At 57.0% G+C, this 12,862-nt stretch carries 10 protein-coding genes; 5 read left to right on the top strand and 5 right to left on the bottom strand.

All coding sequences use genetic code 11. The features are described 5' to 3' along the window. Window positions 1-43: 43 nt before the first annotated feature. Window positions 44-1,576 (bottom strand): glycerol-3-phosphate dehydrogenase, encoded by a 1,533-nt coding sequence (gene glpD / locus ABIE59_RS15380; protein WP_354448303.1) that lies wholly within the window; start codon window positions 1,574-1,576, stop codon window positions 44-46. Window positions 1,577-1,725: 149 nt separating this feature from the next. Then, window positions 1,726-2,976, bottom strand: coding sequence for an ABC transporter substrate-binding protein (locus ABIE59_RS15375; protein ID WP_354448301.1), 1,251 nt, complete (start codon window positions 2,974-2,976; stop codon window positions 1,726-1,728). Between the two features lie 362 nt (window positions 2,977-3,338). Between ABIE59_RS15375 and ABIE59_RS15370 the strand changes: the two genes are divergently transcribed. Then, window positions 3,339-5,486 carry a methyl-accepting chemotaxis protein gene (locus ABIE59_RS15370; protein WP_354448299.1) on the top strand — a complete coding sequence of 716 codons (2,148 nt, stop codon included), beginning with the start codon at window positions 3,339-3,341 and terminating at the stop codon, window positions 5,484-5,486. A 26-nt stretch (window positions 5,487-5,512) separates the two neighbouring features. Here ABIE59_RS15370 and ABIE59_RS15365 read toward each other — a convergent pair whose 3' ends face one another. The 3 genes from ABIE59_RS15365 to ABIE59_RS15355 form a co-directional block, all read right to left on the bottom strand. Continuing rightward, a complete protein-coding gene (locus ABIE59_RS15365) occupies window positions 5,513-7,237 on the bottom strand; it encodes a diguanylate cyclase domain-containing protein (protein ID WP_354448297.1) in 1,725 nt (574 codons plus the stop codon). 41 nt (window positions 7,238-7,278) lie between these two features. Continuing rightward, window positions 7,279-9,081 carry a PHA/PHB synthase family protein gene (locus ABIE59_RS15360; protein WP_354448295.1) on the bottom strand — a complete coding sequence of 601 codons (1,803 nt, stop codon included), beginning with the start codon at window positions 9,079-9,081 and terminating at the stop codon, window positions 7,279-7,281. Between the two features lie 73 nt (window positions 9,082-9,154). Continuing rightward, the gene (locus tag ABIE59_RS15355; RefSeq protein WP_354448293.1) at window positions 9,155-9,511 is read right to left on the bottom strand and encodes a phasin family protein; all 357 of its coding nucleotides are present in this window, start codon (window positions 9,509-9,511) and stop codon (window positions 9,155-9,157) included. 136 nt (window positions 9,512-9,647) lie between these two features. On the opposite strand from ABIE59_RS15355, the gene ABIE59_RS15350 reads away from it, so the two are divergent. The 4 genes from ABIE59_RS15350 (at window position 9,648) to ABIE59_RS15335 (ending at window position 12,781) form a co-directional block, all read left to right on the top strand. Further along, window positions 9,648-9,968 (top strand): TraR/DksA family transcriptional regulator, encoded by a 321-nt coding sequence (locus ABIE59_RS15350; protein WP_058089512.1) that lies wholly within the window; start codon window positions 9,648-9,650, stop codon window positions 9,966-9,968. A 39-nt stretch (window positions 9,969-10,007) separates the two neighbouring features. Then, entirely contained in the window at window positions 10,008-11,471 is a 1,464-nt protein-coding gene (locus ABIE59_RS15345; protein ID WP_354448291.1) for an SLC13 family permease, read from the top strand. Window positions 11,472-11,713: 242 nt separating this feature from the next. Then, the gene (locus ABIE59_RS15340) at window positions 11,714-12,514 is read left to right on the top strand and encodes a C39 family peptidase (protein WP_058089514.1); all 801 of its coding nucleotides are present in this window, start codon (window positions 11,714-11,716) and stop codon (window positions 12,512-12,514) included. Window positions 12,515-12,571: 57 nt separating this feature from the next. Next, window positions 12,572-12,781: a hypothetical protein gene (locus tag ABIE59_RS15335; protein WP_354448288.1), complete on the top strand. Its 210-nt coding sequence runs from the start codon at window positions 12,572-12,574 to the stop codon at window positions 12,779-12,781. The last annotated feature ends 81 nt before the right edge of the window (window positions 12,782-12,862 follow it).

Genomic DNA, 12,862 nt, shown 5'->3' with positions numbered 1-12,862 from the left:
CTCTGGCCGAGCCAGGGTTAAACGTATTCGTTAATCACGGTGGTCAGGAAGAACACTCTAGCATTTCCGGGCAGGATTGGGACTGCAGGTAGTTTTTTAGCTTCTGGAGTTCCGCCTGGTTGATGTAGAGCCCCTGTTTGGTTCTTCGCCAAAGGACGTCTTCCGGGGTAACCGCCCATTCCCGTGTCACCAGGTAATCGACTTCCCGTTGGCTGAGGGTGTCGGTATACCAGTGCCCAAGGTCATCCCTCGATTTACAGCCGGCCAGGATCTGATGGCTGTCGGTACCGTAACAGCGCACGAACCTTCGGATACTGTCGGTGCCCAGCCACGGGTAGTTAATCTCAAGCTCCGCCGCCAGTTGTTGCTGGTTACCAAAGTCTCCGCCCGGCAGAATGGCTTGCCTGGTCCAGGATTTACCGGCGCCTGGGAAGTACTCGCATACTTTGTCGGTCACCGCCTCGGCCAGCTTCCGGAAAGTGGTTATCTTGCCGCCGAACACGGAGATCAGGGGCGGCTGGCCGTCCTCTTCGTCTACCTCAAAGGAGTAGTCCCTGGAGGCGGTCTGGGCGGTTCCCTGTTCATCATCCATCAGTGGCCGGACACCAGAGTAGCTCCACACCACATCTTCCGCCGAAAGCTGGCGGCGGAAATACTGGTTGACGATGGTCAGCAGGTAATCGGTTTCTTCCGGTGATATCCGGGCCTCGGACGGGTTGCCTTCGTAATCCACATCGGTGGTGCCAATGAGGGAGAAGTGTTCTTCGTAAGGGATGACGAAGACGATGCGCTCGTCCTGATTCTGCAGGATGTAGGCCTCGGTGTCGGCGTTCAGGCGGGGCACCACAATGTGGCTGCCTTTGACCATCCGTATCTGTTTCGGGGCCTGCATGCCGAAGCTATCGCCAAACAGCTGGCTGACCCAGGGGCCTGTGGCGTTGATGATCACCTTGGCGTGAACGGTGTGTTGGCGATCTCTTCGGGTATCTTCCAGTACCGCTTTCCAGCGTGGCCCCTGGCGGCTTGCCTGAATGCAGCGAGTTTGTGTCAGTATGGTGGCGCCTTTCTGCTGCGCCTTGCGGGCGGAAAGCACCACCAGCCGGGCATCATCCACCCAGCCATCTGAGTACTCGAAGCCTTTGGTAATGTCGGGTTTCAGGGGAGAGTTCTGGTCAAAGCTGATGGCCCTTGAGCCAGGCAGCATTTCCCGCTTTGCCAGGTGGTCGTACAGAAACAGCCCGGTGCGAATCATCCAGGCCGGGCGCAGGTGGGGCTGGTGAGGCAGACGAAAGCGCATGGGCCACATGATGTGGGGCGCATTGCGTAACAGCGCCTCCCGCTCGGCCAGAGCCTCTCGGACCAGCCGGAATTCATAATGCTCCAGGTACCGAAGCCCGCCGTGGATCAGCTTGCTGCTGCTTGATGAGGTGGCGGATGCCAGATCGTTCATCTCGCATAGAATGACGCTCAGGCCACGCCCGGCAGCGTCCATGGCAATTCCGGTTCCGTTAACACCACCGCCAATAACCAGCAGATCACACTGGTCAGGAACGCCTGACGGTCCGTTTGCTTCCATTCGTTGACTGCTTTGCCCTGTTAACACGCGTGCTTGCCCCTGACCATCCATTGAGTGAACGTTGATTATCAGAGAATGAGCGCAGGGGGTAAAGCGACGGCGTCACTGAATAGAGGCCCCGAGGGCAGGGTGCCCCGGGGCGGTTCGGGTCAGAGTGAAAGCGGTTTGCCGGCTTCGCGGCGGCGAGTTTCCCACTCTTCCTTGGTCTGGGCGGCTTCGTCGCCTGGCATGGAGTCGATAATTTCGAAGTAATCCGAGCTGAACTGATCTGCCATGATTTTCTCCCGAGGCTTTACCTTCACCACGTAGACGGTCTGCACGTTCTGGTGATCAAACGCCCGCCAATACTGCTCATCTTTCAGGAAGCTATAGCGATGCCCCTCAAGCTGGCGGATGACCGCTTGGGTATTGGTGGTGCCGGCGCGTTCGACGGCCGCTTTGTACTGATAAACAATGCTGTACGCTGATGCGGCAGACGAGGAGGGGCGCATTTCATAGCGGCTGGAGAAGGCTTCAACAAAGTCTTTTCCGCGTTGATAGTTGTGTTCATAGGGTAGGGTCCATACCCAGGGGGCGGCGCCCACCACGCCTTCCATGATGGTCGGCCCGACCTGGCGGGCCATACCCAGGGTGAGGTTTGGCACCACAACCTGCATTCGTTTGGTCAGGCCCATTTCATAGGCGGTGTTAAGGGCTCGCACCATGTCGTCGCCAAACAGCACCAGCATCAGTACCTCGGCGTCACTCTCGGCGGCTTGCTCCAGGGCGGTACGGAAATCCGTGATCAGGGCCCGGGGGAAGGGGGTTTTCACGCCTTTATGCTGTTCTGTGTCTTCGGTGTTGGAAAACTTGCGCACAGATTCTTCAACTGACCAGCCCCAGGTGTAATCGGCAGTAATGTAGAAGTAGTTCTGGTCCGCATGGTGGCGATTGAGGTATTGGCTCAACGCCTTGGCGGTCATCCAGGCATTGTAGGGTTCCCGGAACATATGGCTGTGGCCTTCACTGCCGGTGGTGGCATTGGAATAGGTAAGGGTGCCGAAATAGAGTCGATTGCGATCCCTGGCTGCCTTTCCTGAGGAGATGGCAACGGCACTGGATACCCCGCCAAAGACCATCTGTGCACCCTCACGGTCGATCAGTTCGGCGGTGTTTTGTGCACCCTGATCAGGTTCCCCCCGGGAGTTGCGGATAACCAGCTCCAGGGGCTGCCCCAGGACACCACCGGCTCGGTTTATCTCATCAACCGCCAGGTATGCGCCCAGCCGTTGCTGCAGGCCCTGGTCTTTGTACCGGCCAGTCTGGGGGTAGTTGAGTCCTATCTTGAGTGTTTCTGCATAAACGACCGAGCTGCCCAGCAGCAGTAGGCATGCCGTGAGCAGGAAGTTTCTGAAAGTCATTGTGGTTGGCCTCCAACGGTTTGGACCCCGAATGCGGGTTATTTTTGTTGTTGGGTTAAAGCGGGATTAGTGTCTGCCCTCGTTGGTAGCTCAACAATGGGACTAAAGTGGAATTTGGCGTAACAATTTGTAGGGTCTTGATATAAATCAGATTGCACGGAATTAGTGCATAATTTGGCGTCACATTCTTTGCGCGCACCAATCTGATGCGCTGCAATCTGTAGGTTCCAGGGCGATTGGTGTGAATTAGCTCACGTTTGGGCTGTCGGGCGCGGGCAGGCCCGATCTTTGCTGATGTCTCAGGGTTCCGAGGGAGCGAATAACTCTGTTCTGCTCCGATGTACGGTCTGGAGAATCCTGAAATGACTTTGAAAAGCTACACCATGCACTTGTCTGCCAGTGAGCGGTCCTGGCTGCCTGTCTGGGGGCGTTCCGGAAAGCTGGCCATGCGCTGGTCCAGTTTCCTGAATCGAAACATGTACGAGACCAATGAGCAGATTTTCGAGAACCTGGCCAGAACCAGGCGCGATGCCCTGATTGGATGGGCTGAACACAAATGGTCGTTTCTGGAATCCGTGGCCGGTCGAATGTATGACAGAGAGCCTGCGGCTTTGAGGGACGTCCTTGACCTGGCTTCCACCAGGTTAAGGGAGATATCCGAATTGTTTGTGGTGACCGAGGATGGCCTGGTATTGGCGTCCAGTGTGCCCGCCCGCAAAGGCAAGCGTGACCTGGCGCCGGCGGCAGTCCGGAGGGGAGTTGGTGAGCGATTCCTGCATGGACCCTACCGAGACCCCATAACCGCGGCGTTGGGCAAGACCACCAGTCGATTTCACGATGCGGTAACGCTGATGTTCTATCAGCCCATAGAACTGGCTGGAGGCCAGCGTGCGGCCGTGTGTGCACGAATTCCCAACGATGTGATGAGTGACCTGATTCAGCGAGAGGCTGGGCATGTCTTCGAGGAATCCGGCGACAACTACCTGTTCATGATTGACAGTCGCTTCGATGGTTCTATCTCTCCGGGAACTGCGCTGTCCCGGTCCCGCTTTGAGGATGCCACCTTCAGTCATGGCGACAATCTGAAGGACGGCATAGAAACCGGCTTCGGTGTGGTGCGTATCCGGGAGCACACGGAGTTCGAGATCCGTTTTACCGATCCGGCAACTGGCCACTTGCACCCGGGTGTCAGGGAGACGATTGCCAATGGTGAGAACCTGTACGTGCTATACCCGGGCTATTCCGACTATCGACACATCCCGGTCATCGGCAAAGGCATCACCTTCCAGATGCCAGGCTCGCCCGATACCTGGGGCATGATGTGTGAAGGTGATCTGGAAGAAGTGTACCGCCGGCGTTCTATCAGTTGGCGGTTATCCAGTCGTTTGGGCTTGCTGGCGACGGCGTTGTGGCTGGTGAATCTTGCGCTGTCCATGTTGGGGGTGTCGGTATGGCTCGAAAGCGGGATCAATGCCCTGGCCATTTTCGCCATGGTGATGGTCTTCCGGTCCACTTCCGTCAAACCGGTGTCGGAGCAGTTGTCGGCCATGGGGGATATCATCCGGGACATTGCCGAAGGCGGTGGCAACCTGCGGCAGAGGATTGACCTGGGCCAGACACGCCGGGACGAGAGTGGAGACCTGGCTCGCTGGACCAACAGCTTTATTGACAGCCTGGATGGCATGGTGGGGCAAGTGTTGACGCTGGCGGCAGACTCCCGGCAGGCTAGTGAACAGATGGTGAGCCATAATCGCAGTGCCTATGAGCGGGTTCAGTCTGTGCTGGCTCATATCGAAGACATGGTGCGTGGTGCCGGAGTTCAGGAGCAAGAGATAAATAATGCTTCAACGACCGCCGAGGAAATGCGTGAAGGTATGGACGCAGTGGTTAGTCGCGCCCAGGCGCAGTTTGCCCGGGTCAGTGAGGAGGCCAGAAGTATCCGGACCGTGATTGCCCGGTCAGCCGAGGGTATCCGGGCCGCCAATGATCGGACTGAAGAAATCAGCAAAACCGCGCTGGTGATCAATGATATTGCAGCCCAGACCAACTTGCTTGCCTTGAACGCTGCGATTGAAGCCGCCCGTGCGGGCGAATCGGGCCGCGGGTTTGCGGTTGTTGCGGATGAGGTGCGCCAGCTTGCCAGCCGCACAGCAAGGGCAACGGAAGAGATTGGCCAGCGGCTGCAAGGGGTGCAGGATGAGACTCAGCGGGCCGTCACCGTTATGGAAGAAGGTATTTCTGAAATGGAAGACCGGTTGGCCAAGGCGGAAGCCGCAGCCGATGACAGCTCAGACCTGCACCACATGGTTGGCAAGCTGTTTCGGGCCATTGCCAGTATCGAGCAAACGAATCGCGAGCAAAGTCATCAGACCCAAGGCGTTTCGGAAAGCGCGGCAGCAATGCGGGGCGTTGTGGAACAGCTCTCTGCCAGCTCGGAACGAACCCAGGTTGCGGCGGCGAAGTTGCAGAGACTGACCGGGCAGTTCCAGGTCTCTGCTGAGGTTGCCTGAAGGATAGTGAACACTGAGCTACGGTATCAGGCTGACTGAGCGACGTCCGGATTGAACAGGTGATACTGGTTCCGGCCGTCGCGCTTGGAACGATACATGGCGATATCGGCACCGTTCAGAAGCTCCTGAACGGTAGTGCCGTCCTCCGGATACAGGCTGATGCCGATGCTGGAGCCGATCTGGATGCTTTCGTTATTGATGATGTAAGGTTTCCGGTTCAGCTCGATCAGCCGCTCCGCCACCTGGACAACGTCGGAAAGCTTGTCGAGCTCCGGCAGCAGTACAATGAACTCATCGCCGCCGAGCCGCGCCAGGGTGTCGTCTTCACGCAGGTAATTGCGTACCCGGGCGGTAAATTGCAGCAATAGCTCGTCGCCGACTGCATGTCCAAGGGTGTCGTTCACTTCCTTGAAGCGGTCCAGATCAATAAACATCACCGCCAGCAGCATGTCTTTGCGGTGGGCGTGACGTATGGCGTGGTCCAGACGATCTTCCAGAAGCCGCCGGTTGGGAACGCCAGTGAGCGCATCGTAGTAGGCGAGCTGGCGGATCTGTTCTTCGTTCTTGCGGTTCTGGGTGATGTCGGTAAACAATCCGGCGTAGTGCGTGGTCTGCCCGTGGTCATCGGTAATGGCGGTGATGGTCAACAGCTCCAGGTAAAGCTCACCGGTTTTGCGGCGGTTCCAGATCTCACCGCGCCAGTAGCCATGGGTTGTCAGGGACTGCCACATGCGCTTGTAGAACTCGGCATCGTGCCGGCCGGAGGATAGCACCTCTGGTGTGCGCCCGATTACCTCGTCCGGACTGTATCCGGTCAGTTGGGTAAAGGCCGGGTTCACGAACTCAATCCTTACATCCTTGTCGGTCACCATAATGCCTTCGAACGAGGATTCGATAACCCTCTCGGCCAGCTGCAGAGTACGGCGGGATTTTGCCAGCGCCTGGTCCCGCTGTTCAAGCGCTTCCCGCAGGTCATCCAGGTACATCTGTTCGGCGCCGGCGAGCATATCCTGGTAGCCGATCAGACCAGTCACGTCACCACTAAGGTTGACCACCGCCAGATGCCGTATCCGGTGATCGATCAGCAAATCGCGGGCGTGGATCAATGGGTCGTCTTCGTTGACGGTGAGCAGGGGGCGTGTTGCCAGCTCATGTACCGGAGTGTTGCTGGTGTGGCGGGCGATAAAACGCACCATATCCCTTTCGGTCAGGATGCCCAGTTCACCGTCGCCACAGGTCACCACCACCGCATCTGCGTGGTGACGGTGCATCTGGCTGGCTACTTCAGCGAGTGATTGGGTACCATTGGCCAACAAGGGTGGCCGGGCAACCACAGCCCGGACTTCCCGGAGTCTCAGGTAGGGTTCCAGCCCCTGGTTGAGCGCCAGGTCGGTCTGGGACAAGATGCCAACGGGTGCTTCATTTTCATCGACGACCAGGAAGTGTCGCTTGCCGCTGTCTCTCAATCTGATGGCTGCCTGGCCGGCGTCCATGGTGCTGGGTAAGGTCAGAACCGGAGAGCTCATCACCGTGCTGACCGGCTGGTTGAACCGGTCGGGGTCAGTGAAATCCAGTGCCAGGGCATCATGCTCTGTCCAGATGCCGATCACCTGATCCTGGTCTGCGATCAGGATCGAGCTCACGGAGTTTTCCGACATTCGCGCCGCTGCGTCGGCAATACTGGTTTGAGGACTACATTGCAGTAAAAGCCCGCTGTACATAATGCGGGAAATGGGGAGCGGCTGCGCCATGGATAATCCTGTTTTTATCAGCGTTTTATCACCGCTCCAGTTTAGCAACGACCGGCCTCTGCTGCCTTAACTTTCACGTAGCTGCCCGGCGCATCCTCCAGGATGTCAAGCTTGCCGTCTCCGGGCTGCCGCGCTGGCACCTGGGGGCCTTCAAAGTTCGCTATCCAGGTTTTCCAGTGTGGCCACCAGGAACCCGGGTGGTGCTCTGCGGACTTGAACCAGTCGTCGGCGTCCGCCGGCAGGTTGTCGTTGGTCCAGTAACCGTACTTTTCCTTGTAGGGTGGATTGATAACCCCTGCGATGTGTCCGGAACCAGACAGTACGAAAGTGACCTGGCCTCCGTAAACCTTGGCGCCTTCGTAGGTGGTTTTCCACTTGGCGATGTGGTCCTGGCGGGCAGACAGGAAGAATGACGGAACCTGAATCTCGGCCAGGTTGATGGACTCACCAGCCAGGGTGAGGGCATCGGGCTCGACCAGCCGGTTGTGCAGGTACATTTCCCGCAAGTAGTAGCTGTGCATGCGGAAGGGTAGGTTGGTGCCGTCGGTGTTCCAGTAGAGCAGGTCAAACGCGGCGGGTTTCAGGCCTTTGAGATAGTTGTTGGTCCAGTACGACCAGAACAGATCGTTCTCTCGCAGCAGGTTGAAGGTGAAAGCCATGGCCCGGCCATCGAGATAGCCCTTCTTGTCCATGGCGCGTTCAATGCCTCGAATCGAGTGGTCATTGATAAACACGCCAATCCCGCCGGGGTCGGAGAAGTCCAGTAAGGTGGTCAGGTAGGTAGTACTGACGATGGGCTTGCGCTGCTTTTTCTCAAGCCAGGCCATGGTAGAGCCCAACAGGGTTCCGCCAATGCAGTAGCCAATGGCGTTCAGCTGGTCTTCACCGGTCGCCTCCCTGATGGCATCAATAGCAGCCAGAGGGCCGAGCTCCATGTAGTCTTCCCAGCCTTTATCTTTCTGCGCAGGCCCGGGGTTGCGCCATGACACGACAAAAACGGTCTGGCCCTGGCTGACCAGCCACCGAATAAACGAGTTCCTGGCGGTGAGGTCCAGAATGTAGAACTTGTTGATCCAGGGCGGGACAATCAGCAGCGGGCGCTGGGCGACGGTCTCTGTTGTCGGTGCATACTGGATCAGTTGCATCAGCTCGTTCTGGTAAACCACCTTGCCTGGCGTTGTGGCCAGGTTACCGCCCACCTCGAACGCCGAGCGGTCGGTCATGCCCACGTTGAACAGGTTCGGGTTTTGGCGCAGGTCTTCAACCAGATTGCGCATGCCGTCCACCAGGTTCATGCCCTTGCGTTCCCAGGTAATGCGCAATACTTCCGGGTTGGTCAGCGGGTAGTTGGACGGTGACAGCGCACTGGTGAGCTGGCGTGCGTAGAACAGCATCTGGTCCCGGCTTGGGCCTGGCAGTCCCTCCATGTTCTCAACCCACTGCAGGAACGCCTTTGAATTGATCAGGTACGCCTGCTGAAGGACATCGAAAGGGAGGTGTTTCTGCCAGTCTTCCGCAAGAAATCGGCGGTCATCTGCCTCTGGCTCTGCCACCGGATCTTTTGATTTGCCGGTGAGGCGTGCCAGGGTGTAACGGGCCAGGCTCAGGTGTTTCCTGGCCAGGTCGATTTCGGCGCTGGCAAACCGTAACGGATGCAACAGGAGGTCTTCCGCCATGGTTCGATACGCATCCGACATTTCACTCATGGTAGATAACTTGGTTTCGTCTACCAGGCCTGTGTCACCGAGCCATTTTTCCAACTGCTGCTGGCCTTGGCGAACGTTGTCGTCGAACGCCTTTACCAACTGGTTTGCCGTTTTACTTACGAAATCCAGACCAAACATGACGCGCTCCTGGCAGCCGATAAAAAAAGGTCGGAAAGGCAATGCCATTCCGACCGTTGCAGCGGTTAATCAATCAGGCTGCGGATTTGTTACCGCCAGACTTCTGGGCCGTTGCTTTCTCTTTTACTGGTTCAGCCGCTTCTGCCTCGAACACTTTCTGCACCTGCTCACGGGTTTCGGTGAGGTAGTCCTGCCAGGCCTTCCAGTCACTGGTGAACTGCTCGCTGAGTGATTTCAGCGTTTCTGCCTGTTCGGACGTTACCTGCTTTAAACCCTCGAGGTCGCGTACTTCGGATACTTTGCGCGCCTGATCCATGGCAACGTCGGCGTAGCGACGAAACGCCTCCATCTGCATTTCGGTGGCTTTGCTGAACTGGGCGAACAGGGTTTGATTCAGGCGATTGGCTTTTTCGAACAGATCGGTGTTCATTTAATACAACTCCTTTGTATATGGGATGAATGGCCAGTTTACTGTATGAGTGATGACACGATTTTGACAAGCGTCAAACCGCGATCCAGCATATTCTCTAGGGTAGAGACCCATAACAACCCGTTGGGAGATCACCATGAGCAATCGCAAATCTGAACTTGAAACCCTGAAAGCCGACCTTGAAGCCAGGCTGGTGCGTTATCAGGCCCATCAGCGTCGTGAAACCGGTGCCCTCGACAAGGATTTTGAAGAGCAGGCAACCCAGACCCAGAACGACGAAGTAGTAGATTCTCTGGAAGCGGAAACCCGGGCAGAGCTGGTGCAGATTGCCCATGCTCTGGATCGTATGAATAGCGGGCTTGGGGACGAGTGTGAAAAATGTGGTGAGGAAATCGACCCCAGACGTTTGCAGGTGTTGCCATATACCACAGTTTGTGTAAATTGCGCCGCTGATTGAGCAGGCCAATACATCGTCCCAAACCAGGGTAGTTAATACATGACAGCAACGCAGTCTTCGGAGAGCAAGCCTCGGGGTTTACCCAAAAGCCAGGTTATTGGTTTCTTCCTGGGTGTCCTGTTTCTTCTTGTAACCCTTCTGCTGCCGGCGCCGGAGACCATGAGCCCGGAGGCCTGGGGGGCACTGGGGCTGATGTTGCTGATGGCCACCTGGTGGTCAACCGAAGCCATTCCCATTCCTGCGACCGCTTTGCTGCCGATTGTGCTGATTCCGGCCCTGGGGTTGGGGTCCATTGGTCAGGCGACGTCACCTTACGCCAATCCGATCATTTTCCTGTTTCTGGGTGGCTTCACCCTGGGGCTGGCCATGCAGCGCTGGAACCTGCACCGGCGAATAGCCCTGCTCACGCTCAGAGCCGTGGGTGACCAGCCAAAGCGACAGGTGGCCGGGTTCATGTTGGCCACCGCATTTCTCAGCATGTGGGTCAGCAATACGGCCACAGCCATCATGATGTTACCCATAGGTTTGTCTGTGGTGGCGATGATGGACAGCTCCAATCCTGAGGGTGTGCGGCGCTATGCGACGGCCTTGCTGTTGGCCATTGCCTATTCCGCAAGTATTGGCGGAATCGCTACCCTGATTGGTACACCGCCCAATGCTTTGTTGGCGGCGTACCTGAGCGAAAATCAGGGTATTTCAGTGGGTTTTGCCCAATGGATGCTGCTGGGTGTGCCGGTATCGCTGGTCATGCTGGTTCTTGCCTGGTGGTGGTTGACCCGTAAGGATTTCGGTATCGGTGGTTCGGCAGACAGCGGTGAGATGATTCGTGATGAGCTGGCCAAGCTCGGCGCCATGAGCCGGGGTGAAAAGCTGGTTGCCCTGGTGTTTCTGGTAACGGCAGCGGCCTGGATCTTCCGGCCTCTGTTGTCGGCCAACCTGATGCCGTGGCTCAGTGATACCGGTATCGCCATTGCCGCCGCCATTGCCATGTTCATTATTCCGGTCAACGCCTCAGAGCGGGTGTTTGTACTGGATTGGGACTCGGCGAACAAGCTGCCCTGGGGGGTGCTCCTGTTGTTTGGTGGTGGTCTTGCCATGGCCGGTGTTATCAGCAGTTCCGGGCTGGCTGAGTGGATCGCCCAAAGCCTCGGCGTTGCCGGCTTGCTGCCGACGCTGGTTATGATTGCCCTGGTCGCAGCAGTCATTATTTTCCTGACCGAAGTGACCAGCAATACCGCCACCGCGGCGGCGTTCCTGCCCCTGTTGGGCGCCCTGGCCATGTCGCAGGGTGTGTCACCGCTGCTGTTGACGGTACCGGCGGCCATCGCGGCCAGTTGCGCCTTCATGATGCCTGTAGCCACACCGCCCAACGCCATTGTGTTTTCCAGTGGCCACATGCGAATCGCCGATATGATCCGTGCCGGTTTTGCCCTGAACATTATCGGCATCATGGTTGTGACCCTGTTCAGCTACCTGCTGCTGGGGGTTGTCTTTACCCTGTGAAGGGGTAGCTCGCCCAGCGGTTTTCCGTCCCACCCGCCTGTTTCGGATACCGTCCGGAACAGGCGAGTGTTTGTGGCTCCGTCGAGCCTTGAACCAGTTCTCAATCCGCTCCTATCAGGCCCCTTCTGCAGCAACAGATTTGAGGCACAGTTATCTTTAAGCCAGTCCCGATTTCGGTATCGTACCGTAACAACATGTAACCCGATAAGTTGCACGTCTAATAAAAACAGGGACTTTCCAAGATGCTGCTGGTGCTAGCCGGATCCATTCTCACGTTCACTATGGTGCAGGAAGCCACCGAGGTTGAGCCGTTTGATCGTGGCACGATTGTTATCCAGCAAAACGTGGATACCAGCCCAGCTCTGCTACGTTCCGATGTTCGCGTTGAGCCTCTGGTTGAACAGAAATTCCGCAACATCGTACGGCAGGCATACGACTACAGCTGTGGCAGTGCGGCACTGACAACCGTCCTGAACTTCTATCTGGGCAGGAACTTGTCTGAGCGGCAGGTGATGGAAGGTTTGCTTCATTACGGTGAGAGCGAACGCATTGTTCAGCGCCGGGCGTTCTCCATGTTGGATATGAAACGACTGGTCACCGCCCTGGGCTATCCGTCGGGTGGATTCCGGGCCAAGATTGATGACCTCATGGAGCTCGACCACCCGGCCATCGTTCCCATTGATCACGCCGGTTTCAAGCATTTTGTGGTGCTGAGGACCATCCGTGACGGGCGGGTATACCTGGCAGATCCTGCCGTTGGCAACATCTCCTTCACCCTCGATCAGTTCGAAGAGAAATGGGACGACAACGTTCTGTTTATCGTTTTTCCGGGTAGTGACAAGCCGCTGGATAACCTTGAACTCAAAGAAGAAGATCTGCGATTTGTGGATGACCAGACAATGACCCTGCTGGCGTTACAGCAAATGCCTGTGTTCCATGAATCCACAGAGAGACGCATCCAGAATGTGCTCGAACGTCAGAAAAACAACCCGGACGGCAGCGTAGAGAACACGCGAAAACAGCTGTACTACCGCCGCAACTAATTTTCCGGGCGGCAAAGCCCGGGACAGGAATAAAACCAATAATAGTAGGGAGTCAGGATGAATCGTTGGTTAGTGCGAGGCTTTATCCTTGTTTCCGCCTCGGGTCTGCTTCCGGCCATGTCGATGGCGCAGGATGGCAATGTCGATCAGGCGCGGGAAGCGCTGGCCCGTCAGGAAGGCGATGAGGATGCAACAAGGCAGCTGGAAGAAGTGTTCCAGGCAGCGGAGAAAAACTATTCGTTGCAGAAAAAGGGAGCCTGTAAATAAATCTGTGTAACTGCCCATCCCATTACAGGTGGCCGTCCAGGCGGTCACCGAACTCGATAATAAAGCGATTCAATGCCGGCT

Origin of the sequence: Marinobacter sp. MBR-99 (assembly GCF_040547575.1) — a bacterium.
Lineage (GTDB): Bacteria > Pseudomonadota > Gammaproteobacteria > Pseudomonadales > Oleiphilaceae > Marinobacter.
Note: the sequence above shows the minus strand (reverse complement) of the source record. Positions and strands in the feature narration are given on the sequence as shown.